This window comes from Actinomadura sp. NAK00032, from assembly GCF_013364275.1.
In the GTDB taxonomy this organism is placed as follows: domain Bacteria; phylum Actinomycetota; class Actinomycetes; order Streptosporangiales; family Streptosporangiaceae; genus Spirillospora.
Genome location: NZ_CP054932.1, coordinates 5,959,449 through 5,985,621, shown reverse-complemented (window position 1 = coordinate 5,985,621; position 26,173 = coordinate 5,959,449). Strand labels below are relative to the sequence as shown.

At 75.4% G+C, this 26,173-nt stretch carries 21 protein-coding genes and 1 pseudogene; 8 read left to right on the top strand and 14 right to left on the bottom strand.

All coding sequences use genetic code 11. The features are described from left to right. Positions 1–3 precede the first annotated feature (3 nt). Positions 4–2,559, bottom strand: a complete 2,556-nt coding sequence (gene lanKC, locus HUT06_RS27750; RefSeq protein WP_176198401.1) for a class III lanthionine synthetase LanKC — start codon at positions 2,557–2,559, stop codon at positions 4–6. A 227-nt stretch (positions 2,560–2,786) separates the two neighbouring features. Here lanKC and HUT06_RS27745 point away from each other — a divergent pair, with 227 nt between their 5' ends. After that, positions 2,787–3,575 carry an SDR family oxidoreductase gene (locus tag HUT06_RS27745; RefSeq protein WP_176198400.1) on the top strand — a complete coding sequence of 263 codons (789 nt, stop codon included), beginning with the start codon at positions 2,787–2,789 and terminating at the stop codon, positions 3,573–3,575. Then, positions 3,572–4,636 (top strand): diacylglycerol kinase, encoded by a 1,065-nt coding sequence (locus HUT06_RS27740; RefSeq protein WP_176198399.1) that lies wholly within the window; start codon positions 3,572–3,574, stop codon positions 4,634–4,636. The genes HUT06_RS27745 and HUT06_RS27740 overlap by 4 nt, the downstream gene beginning before the upstream one ends. A gap of 21 nt (positions 4,637–4,657) precedes the next feature. On the opposite strand, the gene HUT06_RS27735 is transcribed toward HUT06_RS27740, so the two are convergent. The 3 genes from HUT06_RS27735 to HUT06_RS27725 form a co-directional block, all read right to left on the bottom strand. After that, positions 4,658–5,488, bottom strand: a complete 831-nt coding sequence (locus HUT06_RS27735) for a nitroreductase/quinone reductase family protein (protein ID WP_176198398.1) — start codon at positions 5,486–5,488, stop codon at positions 4,658–4,660. A 315-nt stretch (positions 5,489–5,803) separates the two neighbouring features. Further along, on the bottom strand, positions 5,804–8,749 hold the full coding sequence (locus HUT06_RS45315; RefSeq protein ID WP_176198397.1) for a helix-turn-helix transcriptional regulator: 2,946 nt from the start codon (positions 8,747–8,749) through the stop codon (positions 5,804–5,806). A 151-nt stretch (positions 8,750–8,900) separates the two neighbouring features. Further along, positions 8,901–10,163, bottom strand: a complete 1,263-nt coding sequence (locus tag HUT06_RS27725) for a glycosyltransferase (RefSeq protein ID WP_176198396.1) — start codon at positions 10,161–10,163, stop codon at positions 8,901–8,903. A 168-nt stretch (positions 10,164–10,331) separates the two neighbouring features. Between HUT06_RS27725 and HUT06_RS27720 the strand changes: the two genes are divergently transcribed. Continuing rightward, positions 10,332–10,940: a histone deacetylase gene (locus tag HUT06_RS27720; protein ID WP_176198395.1), complete on the top strand. Its 609-nt coding sequence runs from the start codon at positions 10,332–10,334 to the stop codon at positions 10,938–10,940. Between the two features lie 9 nt (positions 10,941–10,949). After that, on the top strand, positions 10,950–11,399 hold the full coding sequence (locus tag HUT06_RS27715) for a peroxiredoxin (RefSeq protein WP_176198394.1): 450 nt from the start codon (positions 10,950–10,952) through the stop codon (positions 11,397–11,399). Between the two features lie 9 nt (positions 11,400–11,408). Here the strand turns inward: HUT06_RS27715 and HUT06_RS27710 are convergent, their stop codons facing one another. Then, entirely contained in the window at positions 11,409–13,049 is a 1,641-nt protein-coding gene (locus HUT06_RS27710) for a CocE/NonD family hydrolase (RefSeq protein ID WP_254715417.1), read from the bottom strand. A gap of 178 nt (positions 13,050–13,227) precedes the next feature. On the opposite strand from HUT06_RS27710, the gene HUT06_RS27705 reads away from it, so the two are divergent. Continuing rightward, the gene (locus tag HUT06_RS27705) at positions 13,228–14,304 is read left to right on the top strand and encodes a mechanosensitive ion channel family protein (RefSeq protein WP_176198393.1); all 1,077 of its coding nucleotides are present in this window, start codon (positions 13,228–13,230) and stop codon (positions 14,302–14,304) included. A gap of 34 nt (positions 14,305–14,338) precedes the next feature. On the opposite strand, the gene HUT06_RS27700 is transcribed toward HUT06_RS27705, so the two are convergent. Continuing rightward, positions 14,339–14,917: a TetR/AcrR family transcriptional regulator gene (locus tag HUT06_RS27700; protein ID WP_176198392.1), complete on the bottom strand. Its 579-nt coding sequence runs from the start codon at positions 14,915–14,917 to the stop codon at positions 14,339–14,341. A gap of 108 nt (positions 14,918–15,025) precedes the next feature. On the opposite strand from HUT06_RS27700, the gene HUT06_RS27695 reads away from it, so the two are divergent. Next, the gene (locus tag HUT06_RS27695) at positions 15,026–16,444 is read left to right on the top strand and encodes an MFS transporter (protein WP_254715416.1); all 1,419 of its coding nucleotides are present in this window, start codon (positions 15,026–15,028) and stop codon (positions 16,442–16,444) included. A gap of 29 nt (positions 16,445–16,473) precedes the next feature. Here HUT06_RS27695 and HUT06_RS44060 read toward each other — a convergent pair whose 3' ends face one another. The 8 genes and pseudogenes from HUT06_RS44060 to HUT06_RS27660 form a co-directional block, all read right to left on the bottom strand. Further along, positions 16,474–16,899: an ankyrin repeat domain-containing protein gene (locus HUT06_RS44060; protein WP_254715807.1), complete on the bottom strand. Its 426-nt coding sequence runs from the start codon at positions 16,897–16,899 to the stop codon at positions 16,474–16,476. Positions 16,900–16,944: 45 nt separating this feature from the next. Next, positions 16,945–17,313, bottom strand: a pseudogene (locus HUT06_RS44795) (ATP-binding protein); the annotation flags it as partial. A 72-nt stretch (positions 17,314–17,385) separates the two neighbouring features. Then, entirely contained in the window at positions 17,386–18,075 is a 690-nt protein-coding gene (locus HUT06_RS27685; RefSeq protein WP_176198391.1) for a 1-acyl-sn-glycerol-3-phosphate acyltransferase, read from the bottom strand. Positions 18,076–18,193: 118 nt separating this feature from the next. Next, positions 18,194–18,820 carry a GPP34 family phosphoprotein gene (locus HUT06_RS27680; RefSeq protein ID WP_176198390.1) on the bottom strand — a complete coding sequence of 209 codons (627 nt, stop codon included), beginning with the start codon at positions 18,818–18,820 and terminating at the stop codon, positions 18,194–18,196. Positions 18,821–18,822: 2 nt separating this feature from the next. Then, entirely contained in the window at positions 18,823–19,089 is a 267-nt protein-coding gene (locus HUT06_RS27675) for a hypothetical protein (RefSeq protein WP_176198389.1), read from the bottom strand. A 12-nt stretch (positions 19,090–19,101) separates the two neighbouring features. Continuing rightward, the gene (locus tag HUT06_RS27670; protein ID WP_254715415.1) at positions 19,102–20,049 is read right to left on the bottom strand and encodes an SPFH domain-containing protein; all 948 of its coding nucleotides are present in this window, start codon (positions 20,047–20,049) and stop codon (positions 19,102–19,104) included. Between the two features lie 54 nt (positions 20,050–20,103). After that, entirely contained in the window at positions 20,104–21,642 is a 1,539-nt protein-coding gene (locus HUT06_RS27665) for an MFS transporter (RefSeq protein WP_176198388.1), read from the bottom strand. Between the two features lie 123 nt (positions 21,643–21,765). Next, positions 21,766–24,864 (bottom strand): BTAD domain-containing putative transcriptional regulator, encoded by a 3,099-nt coding sequence (locus tag HUT06_RS27660; RefSeq protein ID WP_176198387.1) that lies wholly within the window; start codon positions 24,862–24,864, stop codon positions 21,766–21,768. A 50-nt stretch (positions 24,865–24,914) separates the two neighbouring features. Here HUT06_RS27660 and HUT06_RS27655 point away from each other — a divergent pair, with 50 nt between their 5' ends. Together HUT06_RS27655 and HUT06_RS27650 are read left to right on the top strand one after the other, a co-directional pair. Next, positions 24,915–25,346: a limonene-1,2-epoxide hydrolase family protein gene (locus HUT06_RS27655; protein ID WP_176198386.1), complete on the top strand. Its 432-nt coding sequence runs from the start codon at positions 24,915–24,917 to the stop codon at positions 25,344–25,346. A gap of 101 nt (positions 25,347–25,447) precedes the next feature. Further along, the gene (locus HUT06_RS27650) at positions 25,448–26,092 is read left to right on the top strand and encodes a hypothetical protein (protein ID WP_176198385.1); all 645 of its coding nucleotides are present in this window, start codon (positions 25,448–25,450) and stop codon (positions 26,090–26,092) included. The last annotated feature ends 81 nt before the right edge of the window (positions 26,093–26,173 follow it).

Below are 26,173 nucleotides of genomic sequence, written 5' to 3'. Positions count from 1 at the left end.
TCTTCACCTCCTTTCGGGCTGGGTAGAGGTGGCCACCGCGGGGGTTCCCGCGAGGGGTCGGTGGGCCGTCCCGAAGAACGGCAGCCCGGCCGGGGCGCCGTGCAGGGCCGCGCCGAGCGCGAGCAGCACGCCGGCGGTCCCGGTCGCCAGGTCCATCGACAGCCGGTACATGTGCTCGCCGGGCATCGCCAGGCCGCCGCCGTAGGGGAGCGCGTGCCAGGCCAGGTCGCGGACGTGCCCCGCCACGCGCGGGTCGTCGCGGTCGTGCCGGGCCAGGTAGAGCAGCATCCCGGCGCGCCCGCTGAACAGGCTCGGCTGCGCGTAGTAGCGCGACATCGCGGCGATCCGGACGGCGCGCCGGGCCGTCTCGAACTCCTCGTCCGGGCGGTGCGCGAGGTACTCGTCCAGGACGAGGCCGATGCCGACGCTGCCGCGCCCGAGGTAGGGCAGCACCCGGCTGCCCTGGTCGACGTGCAGCGCGCCGTTGCGGTCGGTGACGCAGGCGGCGAGGTCGCGGCGCAGCGCGGCGGCGGCGAGGTCCAGCAGCCCGGCGTCGCCCGTGCGCTCGTACGCCCGGACGAGCATCAGCGCCGCGCCCGCTCCGCCGTGCATGAGGCCGGGCCGGGCGCTCGGCCCGTCCGGTGCCCGTTCCGCGACGATCGCGAGCGCGCGGCGGGCGGCGTCGCGCAGGGCCGTGTCGCCGGTCGCGGCGGCCAGATCGTCCAGGACGAGCGCGAACCCGGGCAGCCCTCCGTAGAGGTCGTCGCCGAGCCGCTCCCACCTCTCGTTCAGGCAGTGGTCGGCGGCGGCGCGCGCGGCGTCCGCGCGGCCGAGGCGGGCCAGCACGTGGGCGGCGCCCATCAGCCCGTCGTACAGGCCGAGCCCGGTGCCGCGCCTGGGATCGGCGGCGCGCTCGGCCAGCCATTCCTCGTGCGCCGGGTGGCGGCCCGCGCCCGTGGCGTCGAGGGCGTAAAGGACTCCGGCGGCGCCGTGCGCCAGCCCGAGGGACGCACCGGAGAACTGCTCCACGTCGCCCGGGAACAGCCGGTCGGACCGGCCGGGGGTGGCGCTCGCCAGGACGGCCCGCGACAGGGCCTCCCGGGTGCGGCCCCAGCCGGGCGCGTCCGGGACGAACGCGGGCGCCGGCGCGGGCTCGGCGTCCCGCGCGATCTCCGCGACCGCCTCGTCCAGCCACGCGCGCGGCACCGGGAAGTTCTCGGCGATCAGGTCGGCCAGCTGCCGCGCCTTGCCCCGGTCGATGACGAACAGCGTGGTCAGCGGGACGAACAGGGCGAGCCGCAGGCACGCCAGGCCGTACCGGTCGACGGCGGTGCCGCGCCGGTCCGGCGGGGCGAGGAACGCCGGGTTGGCGAGGGTCTGCCGGCCGCCGGCGGCCGCGGGCGCCGCCGTCTCGAAGTCGATCAGCGCGACCGAGTCGTCCGGGCGGACCATCACGTTGAACATGTGCAGGTCGTTGAACGCGACGCCGCGCTCGTGGATCGCGGTCAGCACGCGTTCCACCCCCGCGTGGACGCGCAGCGCCCACGCCGTGTACTCGGCGGTCCGGGCGGGGTCCGGGTCGGGATCGAGCATCGGATGCCGTTCGGCGAAGAACGTGTTGAGCGTGCGCCCCTCGATGAACTCCTGGACGAGGAAATGGTGCTCGCCGAGCGCGAACCAGTCGAGCGCGGCGGGCACGCCGTCGATTCCGCCGAGTTTCCGGAGGACGTCGCGTTCGCGTTCCAGCCGCGTGACCGCGTCGGCCCCGTCGGCGGCGAGCCCGGCGTGCGGGCGCCCTTCCTTCAGCACGACCTTCGCGCCGCTGCGGGTGTCGACCGCCTGGTAGACGCCGCCGCCGTTGGAGAAATGCAGCGCCTTCTCGATGCGGTACGGAAGGCCGGTCGTCGTGGTGGCGCCGCGCGCCTTGAGATGCGGTTCGAGGCAGCCGGGCGGGCGCACCCATGCGGGGACGGTGAACACGGGCTCGCGCCGGTCGGGCACCAGCTCGCCGGCGCCGTTCTCCAGCGCGGGCACGAGCCTGCCCTGCTCGTCCAGGCACCGGCGCTCGGCGAACCCGCCGTACCGCACGTGCAGGGGGCCGGCGCCGATGCGCAGGTCACTGAGGATGTACGGGCCGGGCAGGCCGTCCACCAGAGCGCCGAGACCGGTCAGCACGCGCTCCAGTTCGCGCTCGTCCTCGGGGTAGACCGTGACGAGCTTCCCGCTGGCGCCGCGCGGCGCGTACTTGGCGTTCCGCGTCCGCAGCGTCGCCGGGCCGCGCAGGTGCTTGAACTCGACGCCGGCCCCGACGCAGTACTCCCACGTCCGGGACAGGACGTCCCCGGCGCTTTCCGCGCAGCCGCTCACATGGACTTTCCAGCCCTGCGCCGGAGTGCGCTGAACGGGCGGGACGTAAACGACCCATTCGTCGCCGAAGACCTGCTCCCAGCCTTCCGGAAGGGGGCGGTGGGCGATGTCGAAATCGGTTTTCCGGGTGACCGGGGGAGCGTCGTAGAACACCTCGTCCGCGAGGCAGTAAAGCTCGTACCCCTTGTCCACGCCAGAAATTCCTTCCGCCCGGGCCCGCCGTCGGCGCGCTCTGCGGAAAAGAATGGCAAAGGCGGCGGCGGGCGCCTAGTACCGGAAATAACGACTGACCCGTGAAGATCTACCGGCCGCCGGCACGCGCCCGTCACCGGACCGCCGCACCGACCACGTATTGAAACACGTTCTACTTCCTGCGTAGGCTGTGCCCGCAGTGACGCGACGGCCCGGAGGTGACGCCGGTGATCGGTGACAGGTTCCGCATCGACGGCCGGGCCGCGGTCGTCACCGGCGCGGGCCGCGGCATCGGCGCGGCCACCGCGGTCGCGCTCGCCCAGGCCGGCGCCGACGTGGCGATCTCCGCCCGGACCGAGGAGCAGCTCCGCGAGGTCGCCGCGGAGATCGAGGCGGCCGGCCGCCGCGCGCTGATCGTCCCGGCCGACCTCAGCGACCCCGAGACCGCCGCCGGCCTCGCCGGACGCGCCGCCGCGGAGTTCGGCCGCCTCGACATCGTGGTGAACAACATGGGCGGCGCCATGCCCGCCCCCTTCATGGACACCAAGCCCCGGCACCTGGAGAAGGCGTTCCGCTTCAACGTCGCCACCGCGCACGCGCTGACCCGCGCCGCCGTCCCGCACCTCCTGGAGTCCGAGGGCGGCAGCGTCGTCAACATCTCCTCCGCCGTCGGGCGCATCGCCGGCCGCGGCTACCTCGCCTACGGCAGCGCCAAGGCCGCGCTCGCCCACTACACCCGGCTCGCCGCGTTCGACCTGGCCCCGCGCGTGCGCGTCAACGCGATCGCCGTCGGGTCCGTCGCGACGTCCGCGCTCGACATCGTCATGACCGACGACGGGCTGCGCGCCGAGATGGAGCGCATGACCCCACTGCGCCGCGTCGGCGACCCCGAGGACGTGGCCGCCGCCGCCCTCTACCTCGCCTCGCCCGCCTCCGCCTACGTCACCGGCAGCCTGCTGCGCGTGGACGGCGGCATCGACACCCCGAACCTCGATCTCCACCTGGAGGACCTGTGACCCACCGCGTCGTCCTCTGGAGCACCGGCAACGTCGGCCGGCACGCCATCGCCGGCATCGACGCCCGCCCCGACCTCGAACTCGCGGGCGTCTGGACGTCCACGCCCGCGAAGGCGGGCCGGGACGCGGGCGAGCTGGCGGGCCTCGGCCGCGACCTCGGCGTGACCGCGACCGGCGACGCCGGCGCGCTGCTCGCCCTGCGCCCCGACTGCGTCGTCTACACCTCGATGGCGGACGTCCGGCTGATGGAGGCGATCGACGACCTGTGCCGCATCCTGCGCGCCGGCGTCAACGTCGTGTCCAGCGGCCCGGTGTTCCTGCAGTTCCCGGACGGCGTCGTCCCGCCCGAGATGTCCGACCCGGTGCGGGCGGCCGCCGCCGCGGGCAACGCCTCGATCTTCGTCAACGGCATCGACCCCGGCTTCGCCAACGACGTGCTGCCGCTCGCCGTCACCGGCATCAGCGAGCGCATCGACCAGGTCCGCTGCATGGAGATCCTCAACTACGCCACCTACGACCAGGGCACGGTCCTGTTCGACATCATGGGCTTCGGCCGCTCCCTGGACGAGACGCCGATGCTGCTCCAGCCCGGCGTCCTGACGATGGCGTGGGGGAGCGTGGTCCGGCAGCTGGCCGCCGGCCTCGGCGTCGAGCTGGACGGGATCGCCGAGAGCCACACCCGGCTGCCCGCCCCCGACGCGTTCGACGTCTCCGCCGGGACGATCGCGAAGGGCACCGCCGCCGCGCTGCGCTTCGAGGTGCGCGGCATGCGCGGCGGCGACGCCGTCGTCGTCCTGGAGCACGTCACCCGGCTCCGCGACGACCTCGCCCCGGACTGGCCGCAGCCGTCCGGCGCCGGCTGCTACCGGGTCGAGGTCCGCGGCGAGCCGAACTACACCGTCGACCTGCGGCTGCTCGGCACGGACGGCGACCACAACACCGCCGGGCTGAAGGCGACCGCGATGCGGCTCGTCAACGCCGTCCCCGCCGTCGTCGCGGCGCCCCCCGGCCTGCTCACCGCGCTCGACCTGCCGCTGATCCCCGGCCGCGGCCTGCTCTAGCCGGCGCGCGGGCCGCCCGCCCTAGAGGCCGATCGCGTCGAGCACCGGCACGAGCTGCTCCTCCTCCCGGTCGAGGTGCGCCTCCAGCGCGGCGGTGAGCCGCTCGACCTCGGCGAGGAGCGTCGCCGGGTCGCCGCCGTCGAGGGCGCGGCGCAGCTCCGCCAGCAGTCCCTTGATCGCCTCGTGCTCGCCGCCCAGCCGCGCCAGCACCGGCGCGAGCTCCGGATGCCGCCGCGCCACGAGCGGGAACATCTGCTGGTCCTCGCCCATGTGGTGGTTGCCGAGGCCCTCGCACAGGGTCAGGCAGTTGATCCGCAGCTGCGCCCCGACACCGGCCGCCCCGGAGGCGGCGACCTCCCCGCGGATGAGCCGCAGCTCCCGCCGGAACGCGTCGTGCACCGCGATGAGCATCGCGCTCGGCGTCGCGGGCCCGCCGGGCGGCCCGGCGGCCAGCGGGACGAGGGCGACGACGGGCAGCGTCCGCCCCGACTTCGCCTCGTACTCGCCCCAGCCGGGGTCGGACCCGACGGCCCGCGCGAACGCGGCGTCGCGCTCGGCCCCCGCCAGGACGACGGCGTCCGCCTCGTAGGTGAAGGCGCCGCTCTCGACCGTGACGCGCGGGTTCGCGACCAGGTTGCGGAACCACGCCGGGTCCTCGGGCGCGCCCCCGGCCGAGGCGATGACGAGGACGCGGCCGCCCTCGTCCGGCAGGTAGCCGAGCGGTGTCGTGCGCCGCAGGCCCGACCGGGCCCCGGTGGTGGTCAGCAGGAGCAGCCGCCCGTTCTCGAACATCCCGCCGACCCTGCCGCCGTTGGCACGGAACTCCTCGATGACCTGCCTGTTGAAATCCATGTGTCTCCTGAACTGTTTTCGGGCATGGCGAATCGGCCTTGGAAACGCCATGCGCCATGGCTGGAAGAATGGTGAAAGAAAGGCATGCCGAAGGCACGGGCATGCCCGTTGACCGCACGCGACGCGCGTGCGGAGGAAGAAGAGAGAACGCGAAGAGCGGAGGGCGGGCCGCGTGCCCGCGCCGGCCTCACTCGGAGGCCGGGAACCTCACTCGCTCGTGGCCAATGGCCGACCCGGCAGTCACGAAAAGCAGATTACCGGCACCGTCAATGCGGTGCAAGATCGCGTGAATCCGGGCGCACCGTGCGAACAGGGTCACAGTCCTTCGCGGTGGGCGACGGCGGCGGCCTGCGTGCGGCTCGTGACGTCCAGCTTCGCGAGGATGTTGGAGACGTGCACGCTCGCGGTCTTCGGCGAGATGAACAGCGCCGCCGCGATCTCCCGGTTGTTGCGCCCCTCGGCGACGAGCGTCAGGACCTCGCGCTCGCGGGCGGTGAGGGCGGCGAGCGGCCCGGCCGCCGCGGCCGCCGGGCGGCCCGGGTCCAGCCGGGCGCGGGCGCCGAGGTCGCGCAGCACCCCGAGCAGCGGCCGCGCCTCCAGGCGCTCGGCGGTCGCGACGGCCTTGCGCCACTGCGCCGCCGCGGCCTCCCGGTCGCCGTTCTCGGCCAGCGCCTCCGCCAGCCGCCAGCGGGAGCGCGCCACCTCGTAGACGAAGCCGCCGTCCGGGTCGCCGTAGGTGAACAGGTCGACGGACTCGCGCCACAGCCCGGCGTCGTGGACGCCGTCCAGCCGGCGGCGCTCGGCCTCGGCGCGGGCCACCCACGCCCGGCCCTCGAACCCGAGCCAGTGCCGGGGCTCGCCCTCCTCGGTGAACGCGGCGGCCCGCCGCGCCCGCCGCAGCAGTTCGTCGGCGGCCTCCGCCGCCCGCCGGACGCCCTCGGCGTCGCCGGCGGCGCGGGCCCGCGCCGCCAGTTCGGCGTGCGCCCACAGCCCCGTCGCGGCGATGCGGATGAACGGCGAGCCGTCGCCGTAGAGCGTGTCCGAGATGGCGTCGACATGGGCGAGGACGGCCTGCGGGTCGTCGCGCCACAGGGCGTGCTCGGCGGCGAGGCCGCGCGCGATGTAGTTGGCCAGCTGGTCCTCGTGCCACTGCGGTGCGATCCAGCGCAGCCGCTCGTCGACGACGGGCAGCCCCCGCGCGACCTCGACGAACAGCGCGTACGCCGACACCTGCGCCTCGTGCGGCCGGACGACCTGGAGCGGGAAGCCGGCCGCGATCCGGCTCGCCTCCGCCCAGTCCCCGGTGGTGTAGCGGACGAGGTACCGCAGCGTCCGCAGGGCGCTGCCGAACATGCTCCATTCGACGCCGCTGTCCAGCGCGACCCGGACGCCCTCGTCGGTCGCCGCCGCGGCGCCCGCGAGGTCGCCGCGGTCGAACTTCGAGCGGGCGTACTGGAACCTGGCGCGCAGCGCCGCCTGCGGGCTGTCGCCGGCGGCGTCGGCGAGGTCGCGGGCCCGCGCGAACAGCTCGGCGACGCCGCTGTCGGCCTCGCGCGACTCCCGGTAGAGACCGAGCGTGACCAGCAGGGCGGCCTCGGCGCCGGGCGTGCCGGCCTCCCGCGCGTACGCGGCGGCCTTCTCCGCCATGGCCGGCATCTCGCCGTCCGGGTCCAGGTAGAGCAGCGTCCGGGCGTAGGTGGCCAGGGCCCAGGCCAGATCGGCGCTCGGCGGGTCGGCGGGCGCCATCCGCACCGCCTCCCGCGCCATCACCCGCCCCTCCTCCAGCTCGTCGAGGTCGAGCATGAACGCCGCCAGGTGCTCGCGGATCACCGAGCCGAGCGCGGCGTCCGCCGGGTCGGCGGCGTCCAGGAGCCGGCGCAGCCGGTGCGCCGCGCGCCGCACCTCGCCGGCCCGCGCGGACGCCTGCGCCGCGGCCAGCGACAGCCGGACCCGGTCGGTGCCGGCGGCCTCGCGCGGGGCGGGGACGGCCTCCCACAGCTCCAGCGCCCGCTCGTAGTGCTCGAACGCCTCGGCGGGCGCGCCGAGCCGGTCGGCCTCCCGGCCCGCCCGGACCGAGGCGGCGAACGCGGCGGGCAGGTCGTGCGCGGCGAGGCTGTGGTGGGCCAGCTCCGCCGCCGAGCCGCGCGTCCCGTCCGGGAGGCCGGCCAGGAGGCGGGCGAAGTCGGCGTGCAGCCGGGTCCGCTCGCCCGGCAGCAGGTCGGCGTAGACGGCCTCGCGCAGCAGCGCGTGCCGGAAGGTGTACCCCGTCCCGGACGGGACGAGCAGCTGGTGCGACACGACCTCGCGCAGCGCCTCGCCGGCCGCCGCCTCGTCCAGCCCGGACACCCGCCGCACCAGCTCGTCGTCGACCCGCCGGCCCGCCACCGCCGCGACCCGCACGACCCGCTGCCCGGCCTCCGACAGCCGCTCCACCCGCGACAGCAGCAGGTCGGCGAGACCGGACGGCAGCTCGGCCGCCGCGTCCCGCAGGTCCGGGCCGGCCGAGTACAGCTCGCCCGCGTAGAACGGGTTGCCCTCCGAGCGCCGGTGGACCCGGTCGACGACCTCCGCGGTCACCGGCGCCGCCCCGCGCGACAGCTCGGCCAGGTACGCGGCGGTCTCGCCCGGGCCGAACGGCGGCACCTCGATCCCGGTCACGTTCGGCAGCCGCAGCAGCTCCGCCACCACCGGGCGCAGCGGATGCCGCCGGTGCAGGTCGTCCGACCGGTAGGTGCCGACGAGGCAGACCCGCTCGCGCTGCAGCACCCGGCTGAGGAACGTCAGCAGGTGCCGGGTGGACCGGTCGGCCCAGTGCAGGTCTTCGAGGACGAGCAGCACGGGCCGCTCCCGCCCCAGCTCGCCGAGCAGCCCGAGCACCGCGCCGAACAGCCGCTGCTGGCCGAGCTCCGACGCCGCGCCGGGGTCGCCGTCGCCGTCCGGCATCAGGCTCCGCAGCACCGGCCGGGCGTCGAGCGCCGCGCGGAGCTGCTCGGACTCCGGCGTGCCGGGCTGCGCGGCCGTCCACAGCGCGTCCGCGAGCGGCAGGTACGGCATGCTCTCGCCGAGCTCCGCGCACTGCCCGACGAGCACGGCGCAGCCGTCGGCCCGCGCCGCCCGCACCAGCGCGGACACCAGGTGCGTCTTGCCCACGCCGGCGTCGCCGCTGACCAGCACCACGCCGGCGCTGCCCGCGGCCGCCCGCTCCAGCGCGGCGGTCAGCTCCGCGAGTTCCGCCGCCCGGCCGATCAGCACCCCGCTCATACCGTCGAGTATTCCAGCGGACCGGACATGCGCGGGCCCCGGTTCCGGGGAGGGATACCGGGGCCGCGTCGCAGGGTGAGGTGGGGCTGGAGGACGGTCAGCCGAGCGGAGCTCGTCCCTTGGATGGTGGCGGGTGGGGGCTGGAGGACGGTCAGCCGACGAGGGCGGGGGTCTTGCCGGCCTCCTGCTCCGCCGCCGTCTCCTCCTCGTCCACCGGCTCGGGCTCGGGCGCGGGGAGCACCTTCAGGTAGGCGCGGAGCGTCTCGGCGGCGATCCGCTCCAGCGAGTAGCGGGAGCGGGCGCGGTCGGCGGCGGCGATGGAGTAGCCGTGCAGCGTCGTCTCCTCGGCCAGCAGGTGCCGGACGGCGCGGCCGATCACGACCGGGCGCCCCGCCGGGACGTGCAGCCCGGTGATGTGGTCGAGGACCTCGTCGGCGTTCCCGCCGGCCGGGGTCGCGACGACGGGCACGCCGCACGCCATGGCCTCCAGCGGCACCGACGGGCACGGCTCGTGCGGCGCCAGGCAGAGCACCAGGCTCGCGGTCCGCAGCAGCTTCGGCAGGTTCTTGTGCGGCAGCCGGCCGAGGAAGATCACCCGGTCGGCGACGTGCAGCTCCTTGGCGAGCAGGCGCAGCCGGTGCACGCCCTGGTCGCTCTCCAGGTCCTCGCGCTGCGGGCCGCCGGCGACGGCCAGCTCGGCGTCCGGGACGTGCACGAGGGCGCGCAGCGCGGTGGCGACGTCCCCGGTCTCCAGGTCGTCGCACACCATCACCAGGCGGGGCCGGCCGCCGTGCGGCATCGCCGGGCCGACCTGGGCGAAGTGGTCGCCGTCCACGCCGTAGGGGACGACCGAGACCGACGGGCGCGGCACGCCCATCCGCACGACCTGCCCGGCCTCCTCGGCGTGCCCGGCCAGGACGAGGTCGGCGTCGCGCCCGATGGCCTTCTCCAGCCGGTCGCGGTGCGGGTGCACGCGGCGCCCGGCGCGGCGCTCGGACGCGGCCACCCCGTGGTAGCTCTGCGCGAACGGGATGTCCAGCTCGCGGGCGACGGCGCAGGCGGCGAGCCCGCCGATCCAGCCGTGCGCGTGCACGATGTCGGGGCGGCCCGCACCGGACCAGCGGCGGCGCAGGCCGTCCGCGAAGTCGCGGATGTGCGCGAGCAGCTCCTCGTCCGGCAGCGGGCGGGCGGGCCCGGCGTCGAGGTGGACAAGGGTGGCGCCCGGCGCGAGCCTGGCCCGGCCGCGGGCGGCCTTGTCCTGGCGCCGCGCGTAGACCGTGACCTGGTTCGGCTCCCCGTCCGAGACGAGCGGGCGGGTGAGCGAGCGAGCGAGATCCCGGACGTGGACTGACTCCAGGTGTTCGCCGTCGAGGTCGGAGGCGGACACAAGAGCGATGTTGAGCGAGCGATGCATGACGGATCCTCCGGGACAACACAGGGGAAGCACGGAGGTATCTGCGTCGTAGACACCTGCTCGGCCAGTTTCATTTCCGCCCGCACTCACCGTCAAACCTGGCGAAACGGCATCGGGCCCGGCTCGACCCCATGAAACCACCACCGACCTGCGGTAATACTGGACCAGATGAGTGACGAACCGATCTGGTACGTGGCCTACGGCTCGAACCTCTACCGGGAGAGGTTCCAGTGCTACCTCGCCGGCGGCCGGCCCCGCGGCGCCGCCCGCCGCTACACCGGCTGCCGCGACCCCCGGCCCGCCCGCGCCGAGCAGTCGATCACGGTCCCCGGCGGGATCTACTTCGCGCACACGTCCCTGACCTGGGGCGGCGGGATGGCGTTCTACGACCCGGGCCTGCCCGGCCGCGCCGCCGCCCGCGCCTACCTGCTCACCCGCCGCCAGTTCTGCGACGTCCTGTCCCAGGAGATGCACGGCGAGGCCGGCACCGACCACGACCTCGCCGAAGCCCTGGCGAGCGGACGCCAGCGCCTCGGCCCCGGCCGCTACGAGACGGTCCTGAAGGTGGGCGAGCGGGCGGGCCGCCCGATGCTGACCTTCACCGCGCCCAGCCCGGAGCCGCCGAACGCGCCGACCGCCGCCTACCTGGCCATGCTCGGCAACGGCCTGCGCGAGGCGCACGGCTGGCCCGCCGCCCGCGCCGCGTCCTACCTGGCCGGGCGTCCCGGCGCCCGCGGCGCCTGGTCCCCCGGTGCCATCGCGGAGCTGCTCCGCTAGGTTCCTGCCATGAACGTCGGTGACGTCGTTGACGATTTCGAGCTGCCCGACGAGACGGGCGAGCCCCGCACGCTGACCGGCCTGCTGGACAAGGGCCCGGTCGTCCTGTTCTTCTACCCCGCCGCGATGACCCCCGGCTGCACCGCCGAGGCGTGCCACTTCCGCGACCTGGTCGGCGAGCTCGCCGAGGCGGGCGCCCACCCGGTCGGGATCAGCGCCGACCCGGTCGCCAAGCAGAAGGAGTTCGCCGACCGGCACTCCCTCGGCTACCCGCTGCTGTCGGACCCGTCCGGCGAGGTCCGCGCCCGCTTCGGCGTCAAGCGCGGCGTGGCGCTGCTGCCCACCCGGCGCCAGACGTTCGTCATCGGGACCGACCGCCGCGTCCTCGCCGTGGTCAAGAGCGAGGTCCGCATGAACGTGCACGCCGACAAGGCCCTCGCCGCCCTCCGCGCCCGCTAGGGGCGCCCGTCAGGAGACGACCGGGAGGGTGATGGCGGACGGCCGGCCGGGATCGTGGAAGATCTCCTGGTCGGCGGTGAGCATCTCGGTGGCGGTGCCGATGGGGTCGCCGGTGCCGGGGTTGCGGGCGACCCGCGGGTAGGCGCCGCTCGCGACCTGGACGCGGACGCGGTGGCCGCGCCGGAAGCGGTGCCCGGCGGGCCAGAGCTCGACGGCGACGCGGCGCACCCCGTCGGCGCCGGCCTCCGGCGTGCCGGGGACGAGCCGGCGCATGCCCTCGCACAGGTTCAGCGACACCCCGTCCGGGGAGACGTCGCAGAGCCGGACGACGAAGTCGGTGTGCTCCCGGTTCGAGCGGATGTGCAGGTCGGCGGTGACCGGGCCGATGATCTCCAGGTCGTCGTCCAGGACGGCCGAGGTGTAGGTGAGGACGTCCCGGCGGCGCTCCAGCCGCTTCTGGTCGGTGGACGGGTGGGTCTCGCCGAGCAGCGTCGGCCCGCCGAGGAACGGCGTCGGGTGGTTCGGGTCGTAGCGGTAGGCGTCGGGCTCGGACGCGGGCGGGGCGCCGGTGGACAGCGCCCCGGCCGGGTGCAGGTGCCAGCGCTCCTCGCGCATCCCGGGGACGGGCCAGTCGGGGAACTCGCGCCACTCGCCGGCGCCGGTGACGTAGATCCGGACGGGGTTCTCCCGCAGCCCGGACGGGTCGTCGAGGAGGTGGGCGCGGAACCAGGCGACCGAGTCGGCGACCGAGCCGCGCATCATCCGCTGGTCGGCGTGGAACCAGGGGCCGATCGTCAGGTAGGGGCGGTGGCCGGCGGCGCGCAGGGCCGCGTAGTCCTTCATCTGCCAGGGCAGGAAGATGTCGTACCAGCCGCCGGTCATGTTCACCGGCGCCGTGACCTTCGACACGGTGGGGCTGAAGTCGCGCTTGTCCCAGAACGGGGTGTCGGGCCCGTTGACCAGGAGGTCCTGGAAGAAGCGCTGCTGCGCGCCGGTCGCGAGCCGGTCGAGCTCGGCGATCGGCCGCCCGGACAGGGTGGCGCGGCGGGCCCGGCGCGGCGACATGATGCCGGTCGTGATGCCGGACAGGGAGCTCTTCATCCGCGCGGTCAGGTCGACCCAGATCAGCGCGGACTCCAGCGCGAAGGTGCCGCCGACGTTCACGGCGTCCCGGAACGTGGAGGCGGTGACCTGCATCGACAGGGCCTTCAGCGCCGGCCCGGCCTCGGCGGCGACGGCCCACTGCACGTAGCCGAGGTAGCTCGGGCCGTGCATGGCGAACGTCCCGCCGAACCAGGGCTGCGCCTTCAGCCACGCGATGGTGGCGAGGCCGTCCTCGCGCTCGTCGAGGGCCTCGAAGACGCCGCCGGACCCGAAGCCGCCGCGGACGCTCTGCACCACCGCCTGGAACCCGTGCGAGGCGAACCCCTGCCCGCACATCAGCCCGAACGGGCCGCGCCGCCCGTAGGGGGACCGGACGAGCACGACGGGCGCCTTGTCGACGTCCACCGGGGCGTACCGGTCGGCCAGCAGCGTCACTCCGTCGGCGGCGGGGACGGCGAGGTCGCGCTCGACCGCCACCCGGTGGGGGCCGTTGCGCAGTCCCAGCGCCGTGACCCCCAGCCGGCGCATCATTCCCACGGCTACCACGTGATCGATCGTATCCGCCACATCCGGCGACCCCGCCGCCACATGTCCCGCGATACGCCCCGGAGCACTCCGCGGCTTCACTACGATCGGGACACGCAACTCGGCAAATCGGGATCTTACGGGCCGTGAATGGCCGGCGCCGCCGGTGATGGCCCCCGTTGGGAGAGTTTCACACGTCATGGGTGACCTGGGCGACCTGAGCTGGACGCGCGTCATCGCCGCCGCCGTCGTGATGGCGGCGGCGCTGGCGATCGCCGTCCTCCTGCGGCTGCTGACCGGGCGGCTGACCCGGCGGGCGGGCGACACCCGGTGGGCCTGGGACGACCTCGCCGCCCGCCTGATCCGCGACCTGGCGATGCCGCTGGCGGTGCTGCTCGGCCTGTGGACGGCGGCGAAGGTGCTGGAGCTGCCGCGCGGCACCCTGGACGTCACCGCCAAGATCCTCACCGCGGTGACGATCCTGGTGGTGTCGCTGGCGCTGGCCCGGCTGATCGCCGCGTCGGTGACCTCGATCGCGCTGGCCCGGCAGGGCGTCGCCGCGAACGTCACGATCTTCGCGAACATCACCCGGGTGATCGTGCTCGGCGTCGGCGTGCTGGTGATGCTGCAGAGCATCGGGGTGTCGATCACGCCGCTGCTCGGCGCGCTGGGAGTCGGCGGTCTCGCGGTCGCGCTGGCCCTGCAGGACACGCTCGCCAACCTGTTCGCGGGCGTGCACGTCCTCGCGTCCAAGACGATCGAGCCCGGCGACTACATCAAGCTGGCCACCGGCCAGGAGGGCTACGTCGTCGACATCAACTGGCGCAACACCTCCATCCGGACGCTGTCGGACAACATCGAGGTCATCCCGAACCAACGGTTCTCCGACACGATCCTCACCAACTACCACCGGCCCGCGCAGGACATGTCGGTGATGGTCTACGCGAAGGTGCCCTACGAGGTCGACCTCGACGCGGTGGAGGAGATGCTCGTCAAGGTGGGCCACGACGTCATGAACGACGTGCAGGGCGGCGTCGCCGACTCCAACGTCCTGGTGCGGTTCGACGACTTCAACGACGCCTCGGTCGGCTTCCACGTGATCCTGCGGTCCAGCGAGTTCGGCGACCAGTTCGCGATCAAGCACGAGTTCCTCAAGCGGCTGCACCGCACGCTCCGCGAGGAGGGCGTCGCGCCCCCGTACTGGCACCACCGCGTGGTCGTGGACGAGCCGTCGGCCGCCGCCGCGGCGCTGCGCGCCAACGGCACGGCGCGCTGACGGCACCGCGCGCCGGCGCGTCCGGCCCCGGCGGTCAGGGCCGGACGATCGGCATCAGCACCTCGTCCACGACCGACTCCACGTAGGCCTCGGTGAGGGGACCGCCGCCGATCAGGTGGTTGTAGACGATCACGGCCGGCCCGACGTTGGCGATCTGCCGGGTCGCCGCCTCCGGCCGGATCTCGCCGCGCTCGGCGGCCTCCACGAGCGCCTGGTGGAGCAGCTCCCGGACGGGTCGGGACAGCCGCTCGTGGACGACGTCGTGCACGAGCCCCTTGCCCGCCTCGCTCTCCTCCTTCAGGATCGTGAACGCGGCGCCCCGGCAGGCGAGCAGCGTCTCCCGGGTGCAGCCCAGGATCGCGAGCATGTCCTCGCGCACCGCGCCGGTGCGCGGCGCGGTCGGCGGCTCGGGCAGCACGTGCTTGAGCGCGTCGCCGATCAGCTCGTCCTTGGACTTCCACCGCCGGTAGAGGGCGGCCTTGCCGGTGCGGGCTTCGGACGCGACGCCCTCCATCGTCAGTCTCCGGTAGCCGACCCGCTCCAGCTGCGCGAACACGGCGTCGAAGATCGCCGCCTCCAGGTCGCCGCCGCGGCGGCGGGTGGCCGGGGTCACGACCCGCTCCCCAAAATAGTGAACGCGAGCGTTCTCTTTCGCGCGCATCGGTGGTACGTTCCCCGCATAGTGTACGTCGCCGTTCCTTAATTCTCGGGAAGGACCGCTGTGACCGCGTCCAACGAGCGGACGGCCGCGCCCCCGGAGTCGGCATCTCCGGGGAAGGCCGCCGCCTCCCATCATCGCCCAGGAGCGGTCCTCGCCGTCATCGTGGGCTGCCAGCTCATGATCGGCGTGGACAGCTCCGTCGTCACCATCGCGCTCCCGGAGGTGAAGCAGGGCCTCGGCATGTCGACCGGGGGCCTCGCCTGGGTCCAGAACGCCTACATGCTCGCCTTCGGCGGCCTGCTGCTGCTCGGCGGGCGCGCCGGGGACGTGTTCGGCCGCCGCCGCGCGTTCACCGCCGGGATCGCGCTGTTCACCGCCGCGTCCCTGCTCGGCGGCCTGGCGGGGACGGGCTGGTGGCTGATCGCCGCCCGCGCCGGCCAGGGCGTCGCCGCCGCCGTCGCCGCGCCGAGCGCGATGGCGCTGATCGCGCAGCACTTCACCGGCCGGGCCCGGGTCCGCGCGCTGAGCGTCTTCTCCGCCGTGGCCGGCGCCGGCGCCGCCGTCGGCATGGTCGCCGGCGGGATGCTGACCGAGGCCGGATCCTGGCGGTGGGTGTTCTTCGTGAACATCCCCCTCGGCCTCGTCCTGCTGCCGGCCGCGGCGCGCGTCCTCGCCGAGACCCCGCGCCGTCCCGGCCGCTTCGACCTCGGCGGCGCCGCCGCGTCCACCGCCGGCCTCACCGCGCTCGTCTACGCGCTCATCCGGGCCGGCTCGGACGGCTGGGGCGACCGGCGCGCGCTCGCCGCGTTCGGCGCCGCCGCCGTCCTGCTGGCCGCCTTCGTGCTGACCGAGCGGCGCGCCCGGCAGCCGGTCATGCCGCTGTGGCTGCTGACCGGCCGCGACCGCGCCGCGTCCTACCTCGCCCAGCTCCTGCTGACCGCCGGGATGTACGGCGCGTTCTTCTTCCTCACCCAGTACCTGCAGCAGGTCCTGCACTACGGCCCGCTGCGCGCCGGGGCGGCGTTCCTGCCGATGGTGGGGATGCAGTTCGCCGTCGTCCGGCTGGCGCCGCGGCTCATGGCGCGCGCCGGCGCCCGGCCGCTCGTCGTCGCGGGCGCGCTGCTGCTCGCCACCGGCCTGCTGTGGCTGTCCCGGCTGTCGCCGGGCGACGGCTACGCCGCCGGGCTGCTCGTCCCGTTCCTGCTGATGGGCGCGGGCGGCGGGCTGGCGATCATGCCGCTGAACGCGGCGATCCTCGGCAGCGTCCGGCCCGAGCACGCCGGGGCCGCCTCCGGTGTGGCCCAGACGATGCTGTGGACGGGCGGCTCGGTGGGGTCGGCCGCCATGGTCACCGCCTACGGCGCGGCGGCGTCCGGCCACGGCATCGCGCCGGGGATGGACGCGGCGTTCGCGACCGGCGCGGTGTTCGCCGCCGGCGCCCTCGCCGTGGCCGTGCTCGTGCTGCGCGTGCCCCGCTGACTCACGCGGGCTGACTCACAGGGCGTGACTCACGCGGGCGGGGGAGCGACCTCGTCGAACCAGGCGAGGAACTCGGTGTCGCCGAACATCCGCGCGGTCTCGGCGGCCGACGGCGACCCCGCCCGCGGGTCCGCGCCCGCGTCCAGCAGGGCCCGCACCACCCCCGCCTCCCGCTTGAACACCGCGCCCGCGAGGGGCCGCTGGCCGCGGTCGTTGGCGCGCTCGGGGTCGGCGCCGCGCGCGGCGAGGGCCCGGACCGTCTCCGGGTGGCCGTGGTACGCGGCGAGCATGAGGAGCGTGTCGCCCCGCTCGTTGGACAGGTTCACCGGCGCCCCCGCGTCCACGTAGCCGACGAGCCGCCCGGTGTCGCCGGCCCGCGCCAGGTCGAACAGCCGGTCGGCGAACTCGTCCCCCTCCGGGAAGGTGTCGGCGAGGACGCTGTCCGCGGTGAGCAGCCCGCCGAGGCTGTCCTCGCCGTAGGTCAGCCGCTTCTCCAGCGAGACCAGGGCGCCGTCCTCCGGGAACGAGCTGAACCGCACGTCGTCCGCCAGCGACCGCATGATCAGCAGCCCGCGGCCGTGCTCGGCCGACGGGTCGGGCAGCGGGACGCGCCCCGCGTCGAACCCGGTGCCCGAGTCGATCACCTTGATGGTGCAGCGGCGGTCCTGGATGGTGGCGCGCACCGTGTAGCCGGCGCCGTGCTCGGCGTGCCGGATCACGTTGCTGCACGCCTCGGTCAGCATCATCTCGATGTCGTCCCGGATGTGGTCCTCGACCCCGAGTGCGGCGAGCGCCGCGTCCAGGAGCCTCCGTGTCGCCGGGACGCTCGCGGCGTCCCGGGGGAGCAGGAGGTCCAGGCTGATTTCCACATCATCTCCGTCCGTCCCCCTGAATCGTGCCCTTTCGGTCACGCTCAAACCTGCGGCCGGACGGCGGGGCCGTCACCCGGACTCGGCGGGGCGGGGCGCGTAGTCGTCCACGTACTCCTGGCCCGACAGCGCCTGGATCGCCTCCATGATCTCGTCGGTGACCTGCCGGGCGGCCTTGCCGCGCGGGACGCCCTCGTCCCGGCCCCGAAAGTCCATCGGCGGGCCGACGCGCAGCCCGATCCGGCCGGGCCGCGGGACGGCCCGCCCCCGCGGCTGCACCCGGCCGGTGCCGATGATCCCGACCGGGACGACGGGCGCCCCGGTCCGCATCGCCAGCCGCGCCACCCCCGTGCGGCCCCGGTAGAGCCGGCCGTCGGGGGAGCGGGTGCCCTCGGGGTGGATGGCGAACACGCCGCCGCGCGCCAGCACCGCCGCCGCGGTGTCGAGCGCGTCCAGCGCCGCCCGCCCGCCGGTCCTGTCGACCGCGATCGCCCCGACGCCGCGGAAGAACGTCGCGGTGGCGCGCCCCTTCATCCCCGCCCCGGTGAAGTACTCGTGCTTGCCGAGGAAGTGCACCCGGCGCGGCATGATCAGCGGCACCGCGAACGAGTCGAGGAACGCCAGGTGGTTCGCCGCGATGATCACCGGCCCCGTCCGCGGGACGTGCCGCACGCCGCTCACCCGGGGCAGGAACGCCACGCGCATGGCGGGTCCCATGACGACGTACTTCATCAGCGGATAGACAAGGCGCTCGGGGTCCATGTCGGAGAAGGCTATGGGCCGCGCGGCCCCGGCCGCCGGTGGGGCCCGATACAAACCCCGGCCCCCGAATCTTGTAGGAAACCGCAATGGCGCGCGGGAGGCCGCGCCGGCCCGCCGGTCAGCCGGCGGCGGCCGCCGCGTCCAGGCTCCGGATCAGCTTGCGGACGGCGGGCGCCGCCGGGCCGCTGCGCGCGGTCAGCTCCTCGATCCGCCGCCGGTGCCGGCGCCGGTCGGGGCGCGGCAGCACCGAGCCGAGCCCGCCCGCCGCCGCGAGCGCCACCGCCGCCGCGTCGTAGCTGTTCACATGTGCCACCGGCCGCCCGCGCAGGGCCGACGACGCGCCGCCCCACAGCTCCTTCACGACCCGCGGGTCCTTCACGGCGACCACCTGCCGCGGGACGAGGCCGAGCACCCGGCCGCGGCGCACCCGGATCCAGCCGTCGCGCTCCAGCTCGTCCCGGACCGTCCCCACGATGGCCTTGGCGTCCCTGCGCACCCAGTGCTGCCAGGACCGGGGCCGGGACGCCGCGATCTGCGCCGCCACCCCGTACGGGTCGTCGCCCGGCGTCCCCGGGACGGGGCGGCGGCGCTCCTCCTGCAGCCGCCCGTCCAGGTACAGCTCGGTCAGCGCCGCGCCCCGCAGCACGTAGCCGAGCCGCGCGCCGCCGCTGCTCATCTTCCCCTTCCTCAGGTCGTACGCCAGCAGGTACATGCGCGCCGGCAGCGACTCCGGAACCTCGACCATGGCTAGTCCTCGCTCCCGCCGCCCGGCGGGTCGTCCTCGTCCGCGTTCCCGTCCGCGTCCCCACCGGTGGGCCCCGGCCGCCTGCGCGGCCGCCCCGGCCCCCGCATCCGCTCGGCCGACCCCGGCATCCGGCCCGCGTCGGCCAGCGCCCGCCGCAGCAGGAACTCGATCTGCGCGTTGGTGCTGCGCAGCTCGTCCCCCGCCCACCGGGCCAGCGCGTCGTGCACGGCCGGGTCGAGCCGCAGCAGGATCTTCTTCCGCTCCGCCACTGCTACGCGCGGTCACTGGTAGAGGCTGCCGGCGTTGACCACCGGCTGGGCGTCCCGGTCGGCGCACAGGACGACCAGGAGGTTGCTGACCATCGCCGCCTTGCGCTCCTCGTCCAGTTCCACCACGTTCTCCTCGTCCAGCCGGTCGAGCGCGAGCTGCACCATGCCGACCGCCCCCTCCACGATCCGCTGCCGCGCCGCCACGACCGCGCCCGCCTGCTGGCGGCGCAGCATCGCCTGCGCGATCTCCGGCGCGTACGCCAGCCGGGTGATCCGGGACTCGATGATGTCCACCCCGGCGGACGCGACGCGCTGCGCCAGCTCCTCCGACAGCTGCGCGGTGATCTCGTCGGCGTTGTCGCGCAGCGAGGTGCGGTCGGCGGCGTCGTAGGGGAAGCTGCCCGCGATGTGCCGGACGGCCGCCTCGGTCTGGAAGGCGACGAACTCCACGAAGTCGTCCACCTCGAACACGGCCCGCGCGGTGTCGGCGACCTGCCACACCACCACGGCGGAGATCTCGATCGGGTTGCCGTCCAGGTCGTTGACCTTCGCGAGCCCGGTCTCGTGGTTGCGGATCCGGGTCGACACCCGGCGCCGCTCGGTCAGCGGGTTCACCCACCGCAGCCCGTCCGTGCGGACGGTCCCGGAGTAGCGCCCGAGCAGCTGCAGCACCCGCGCCTCGCCCGGCGCGACCGGGGTCAGCCCGGCCGCGAGCACCAGCCCCGCGATCACCAGCAGGCCGCCCACCGTGCCGCCGACGGCGATGGCGGCGACCCCGCCGGCCGCCACCCCGGCGCCGATCGACGCGCCGCCCACCGCGATCCACAGCACCGCGACGCCCAGCATCAGCCAGCCGCCGCGGTCCCGCGCCGCCCGCTCCTCGATCTTCGGCCTCGGCATCTCCACCCGGGCCACCGCGTCCGCCATGCCGTCCTCCTCCTGCTCGGTTATCACCATCATAGCAAAGTGATATCACATTTTCGGGGAGGCCGGCCGGCGGGGCGGCCGGGCCGGTCAGGGGATCGGGACCAGGTCGGGCTCCTCGGCGTCCTCGATGACCTTGGGCACGTTCCGGAGGGTGACCAGCGCGAAGACGGCCACCGCGGCGGCGAATCCGGCGCTGCACACCAGCGCGGCGTGCATGCCGTCCACGAACGCCTCGCGGGCGGCGGTCGCGACCTGCCCGCCGAGCGCGGCCGGGAGCTGCGCGGCGGCCTGGAGGCCGGCGGCCAGCGAGTCGCGCGCGGCGGCCGCGGCCGGCGCCGGGACGCCGGCGGGCAGCTCCAGGACGTTGCGGTACACGGCGGTCAGCACGCTGCCGAGGACGGCCATGCCCAGCGCGCCGCCCAGCTCGGTCGCCGTCTCGGCGATCGCGGACGCCGAGCCCGAGCGCTCCTTCGGGACCGACGCGAGCACGGTGTCGGCGGTGACCGTCATCGCCAGCCCCATCCCGAGCCCGGCCAGCAGCATGGACGGGAGCATCACCCAGTACGAGGTGTGCAGGCCGATCATCAGGTAGAGGGAGAACGCGCCGGCCGAGATGAGCATGCCGGCGGCGACGACGCGGGCGCGGCCGAGCGCGCTGATCAGCGGCGGGGCCAGCACGGCGCCCCCGATCATGGCGCCCGCCGCGCCCGGCAGGCCCGCCAGGCCCGCCTTGAGCGGCGACCAGCCGAGCGCGAGCTGGAAGAACAGCGAGAAGATCAGCGACTGGGCGACCAGGGTGAACATCGCGATCATGTTCGTGGCGACGGACCCGGCGAACGCGGCGCGGCGGAACAGCCGGACGTCGATCAGCGGCTCGGCCGTCCGGGTCTGCCGGACGACGAACGCGGCCAGCGCGGCCAGCCCGATCGCCAGGGAGACGTACACGCGGGTCTCGTCCAGGCCGTGCGCGGCGGCCTCCTTGACCGCGTACACCGCGCCGAGCACGCCGGCGATCGACAGCGGCACGCTCACCAGGTCCAGCCGGCCCTTGACGGGGTTGCGCGACTCCGGCAGCACGACCGCGCCGGCGACCAGCACCACGGCCATGATCGGCACGTTGATCAGGAAGACGGAGCCCCACCAGAAGTGGTCCAGCAGCGCGCCCGCCACGACCGGGCCGAGGCCGACGGCGAGGCCGGCGACGCCGCTGAACGCGCCGATGACCGCCGTCCGCTCCTTCGGCTCGGGGAACGCCCGGCGGATCAGCGACAGGCCGGACGGCATCAGCGTCGCCCCCGCCACGCCGAGCAGCGCGCGGGCCGCGATCAGCAGTTCGGCGCTCGGCGCGTAGGCGGTCACCGCGGAGGCGGCGGCGAACAGCGCGGTGCCGATCAGCAGCAGCTTCTTGTGCCCGATCCGGTCGCCGACGCCGCCCATGGTGATCAGCAGGCCGGCGAGCGTGAACCCGTAGGCGTCGGCGATCCACAGGATCTGGGTGGCCGAGGGGTCCAGGTCCGCGCTCAGGTGCGGGACGGCCTGGTTCAGCGCGGTCAGGTCGATGTTCGGCACGAGCGCGGCCAGCAGGCAGATCGCGAACGTGCCCCATTTGCGGGCTGAGGTGTTCATGCCCGCAACGCTCGCGGGCCGCGCTGACCGTTCCCGCACCGCCCGCTGACGGCCGGGCGCGCGGCCCGTCAGCGCCCGCTCAGCGACTGTTCAATGGCCGCTCAGCGCCCGCTCAGTGCCCGCTCAATCGGTGCCGGCGAGGATCGCGCCGGCCCGGTCGCGGGGGAGCGCGGCGGCCGCGGCGAAGGCCCGTTCGAAGGCGTCGCCGCCGAGCAGGCCGCGGGCGGCGTCGGCGACGCGCTCGGCGTCGGCGCCGCCCGCGGCGTGGACGCCGCGCAGCGCCTCCGCCACGCCGAGCAGCAGCGCCGCGCGCTCCCCGTCCCCGTCCGCGGCGGCCGCCCCGGCCAGCCCGGTCGCCACGGCCGTCCGGTAGACGAAGACGGGGTGGTCCAGCGACATGTCGAGGGCCTCGCGGAACAGCGCGCGGGCCCGCCCGGTGTCGCCCTCGGCGACCGCCAGCCAGCCCAGCCCGACGAGCGCCGAGCCCCGCGTCGCGGCGGCGATGAACCGCTCGGAGGCGAAGCCGGTGAGGGCCGTCTCGTACAGCCGCCGCGCCTCGGCGAGGTCGCCGCGCAGCCGCGCGATCTCGCCGAGCCCGTAGTGGCCGGCGGCGACCTTGTCGGGGGCGCCGGCCCGGCGCCCGAGGTCGATGCCGCGCTCCAGGTCCGCCCGCGCCGCCTCCGGCGTCCCGCCGCGGATCAGCACGTACGCCCGCTGGTACAGCAGGTCGGCGGTGTCCTCCAGCGCGCCGAGCGGCGCGAGGACGTCCAGCGCCTCGTCCAGCATCGCCAGGGCGCGGGCGTGGTCGCCGCGCCAGCCGGCCGCCTGCGCGAGGGTGTCGAGCACGTTGGCGATGCCCCACTGGTCGCCGCAGGACCGGAAGAGCCGCAGCGCCTCGCCGCAGTGCCGCTCCGTCCCGGCGATGTCCCCGGCGTGCTGGGCGACGAACCCGTCGCTCATCGCGACCAGCGCCCGCGTCCACGGGTCGTCCCCGACCTGCCGGGTGAACGCCGCGTAGTCGGTGCGCTCGGGCCCGGCGGTGAGCGCCCACAGGACGATCACGACCGGGTACCGCACCGCCCGGTCGACGCGCCGCAGCAGCACCGCGGCCCGGTCGAGCCACGCCACCGCCCGCTCGCCGGCGATCCCGCCGGCCACCGCGTTGGTGACGCAGAGGACGTACTCCTCCTCCATCCCCGCCGGCGGTTCGGGGCCGAGCGCGTCGAGCAGCTCGGACGCCAGCGCCGCGCCCTCCACCCGGCCGCGCAGCCACCAGTACCACGACAGCGCCGCGACCGTCCGCAGCGCGAGCGCCGGGTCGCCGCGCACGCCCCACCGCAGCGCCGCGTGCAGGTTCCCGTGGTCGGCGGCGAGCAGCTCCAGCCACTCCAGCTGCCCGGCCCCCCGCAGGTGCGGCTCGGCGCGCGCGGCCAGCGCGGCGAAGTACTCCGCGTGGGCCCGCGCGAACCGCTCCCGCTCGCCCGCCTCCTCCAGGCGCTCCGCGCAGAACGCGCGGACGGTGTCGAGCATCCGGTACCGGGACCCGTCGCTCTGCACCAGCGACTTGTCGGCCAGTTCGACCAGCAGCTCGTCGGCGTCGTCCAGGTCGCAGACGCCCGCCGCCGCCCCCAGCGTGAGCCCGCCGGAGAACACCGTCAGCCGCCGGGCGAGGGTGCGCTCGGCCTCGCCGAGCAGGTCCCAGCTCCACTCGACGACCGCGCGCAGCGTCTGGTGGCGCGGCGCCGCCGCCCGGTCCCCGCGCGACAGCAGCCGGAACCGGTCGTCCAGCCGCGTCGCGACCTCGGCGACCGGCAGCGACCGCAGCCGCGCCGCCGCCAGCTCGATCGCCAGCGGCAGCCCGTCCAGCGCCCGGCAGATCCGCAGCACGTCCCCGGCGTTGCCCGCGTCCACCGCGAACCCGGGACGGACCGCCTCGGCCCGGTCCAGGAACAGCCGCACCGCCGGGTAGTCCTGGACCGCCTCGACCGGGGCGCCGTCCGGCGGCAGCTCCAGCGGCGGCAGCGGCCGCAGCGCCTCACCGGTGATCGCGAGGGCCTCCCGGCTCGTGGCCAGCACCCGCAGCTCCGGGCACGCGCTCAGCAGCCGCCGCGCGAGCGGCGCGACGGCCGCCACGACGTGCTCGCAGTTGTCCAAAACGAGCAGCACGCGCCGCCCGTCCAGGGCCGTGACGAGCCGCTCCACCGCGTCCGGGGACGGCTCGCCGGGGGCGGGCAGCATCCCGCCCTCGCGCAGCCCCAGCGCGCCGAGCAGCGCCTTCGGCACCTCGGCCGCGACCGCGGGCGCCAGATCGACGAAGCAGACCTCGCCGCCCTCGCGAGCGGCCGCCTCGATCGCCAGCCGCGTCTTGCCCGCGCCGCCGGGCCCGAGCAGCGTGACGAGCCGCCCGTGCGCGAGCATCCTGCGGACGCGCCGCAGCTCCTCCTCGCGCCCGACGAAGCTGGTGAGCTGCGCGGGCAGGGCCGAGCGGACCGGCTCGGGGCCGGTCTCGCCGCGCAGCACGCTCAGGTGCGCGTCCGCGAGCTCCTTCGACGGGTCGGCGCCCAGCTCCTCGGCCAGCGCCCGCCGCCCGTCCTCGAACACCGCGAGCGCCTCCGCCTGCCGCCCGCCGGCGTGCAGCGCCCGCACCAGCAGCGCCCGCGCCCGCTCCCGCAGCGGCTGCGCGGCCACCAGGTCGCGCAGCGCCGCGACCACCGGCTCCGGATCGCCGGCCTTCAGTCGCGCCTCGGCGAGGCCCTCGACGGCGCAGGCCCGCGCCTCCTCCAGCCGGGCCGCCTGCGCAGCCGCGAACGGCGCGTCCAGGTCGGCCAGCGCGGCGCCGCGCCACAGCCCGAGCGCCTCCTCCAGCAGCCCGGCCGCCTCCCCGGCCGCCGCCGCCCGCCGCGCGCCGGCGGCGAGCCGCTCGAACCGGTGGACGTCGACGTCCTCGCGCTCGACGGCGATCCGGTAGCCGGCGGGCAGCCCCTCGACCGGCGCCGCGTCCCCGAGCGCGCGGCGCAGCCGCGACACCTGCGACTGGAGCGCGTTCGCGGCGCCGCTCGGCGGGTCCTCCCCGTAGAGCCCGTCGATGAGCCGCTCCACCGGGACGACGCGTCCCGCGTCCAGGAGCAGCATCGCGAGCAGCGCGCGGACCCGGGGCCCGCCGATCGGCACGGCGGCCCCGCCGGCCCGGACCTCGACCGCTCCAAGGATGGCGAACTGCATGCCCGGATTCTCCCGCACTACCGTGGTGCTCCCGACCCCGGAGGAGCGCCATGACCGAGATCCAGACCGTCACCGACTTCCTCTCCGCGCTCGAAGCCCTGGACGTCGACCGCGCCCTGACCCACGCGGCGCCCGGCATGGTCTACCAGAACGTCCCGCTGCCGCCCGCCCGCGGCCTGCCCGCCGTCGAGAAGACGCTCCGCTCCATGACCCGCTACGGGACGGGGTTCGAGGCCCGCGTCCACAACATCGCCGCGAACGGCCCGGTCGTCCTCACCGAGCGCACCGACGTCCTGGAGTGCAAGGCGTGGCGCGCGGAGTTCTGGGTCTGCGGCACCTTCGAGGTGCACGACGACCGCATCACCCTCTGGCGCGACTACTTCGACTGGACGACGTTCCTCGCCGCCTCCGCCAAGGGCCTCGGCGGCGTCCTGCGCGCCGCCCTCGCCTCCCGTCCGCACCGGCGGCCCGCGCCCCGCTGACGCGGCGGGGCGCCCCGCGGATCACACCTCCGCCTGTTCCGGACAACCGCTGGTGAAACGATCTAGCCACTGCCATGATCGTCGCGCGGAGGTGGTGGATCATGGCGGATCCGGGGGCCGGCGGTGCCGGAGTCGGACCGGGCCCCGCGCGGGGGAGGCTCGCCGGGGGGCGCAGGAGGCTCTTCGTCCTCGGCGGGGCCGTCCTCGCGGTGCTCGTCCTGGCCGTGGGCGGGACCGTGGTGTGGACGGTGGTCCTGCCGGGCGTGAACGGGCGCGGCGAGCACACGAAGGTGCCCGCCGCCCTGTCGGTCCTGGACTCGACGAAGGGCATCGACCAGCGCATCACGTCCAAGCTGGAGGTCCAGATGGACACTGGCTGGCGCCGCGCCGGCGGCGGGCACTACACCGACAAATCGGAGGCGATGTGGTCGGCGTTCGCCGGACGGGTCCAGGTGAACGTGAGCCTTCACCGCTATAAGGCGACCGCGCTGAAGCCGGGTGCGGTCGCAGCGTCCGAGGCCATGGGCAAGGCCGGGGGCGGCGGGACGCGGCAGCCCATCGCGGGGCTGGGGGACGAGGCGTTCGGCGTTCCCGTCACCAGCGGCTACGAGATCCACGTCCGGCACCGGAACGTCACCGTGCACACGTCGTTCGTCGCCCCGGCCACGTCGTTCGACGATCTGAAGGCCTACGCCCGGCCGATGGCCGAGACCGCCCTGGCCCTTCTCGAGGAGGCCGACCGCTAGCTCGCGGGCGGCGCGGTGACCGCCCGCGCCGGGGGTCCGCCCGCGCCGGGGGACCGCGCGGACCGGCGCACCGTAGCGCAA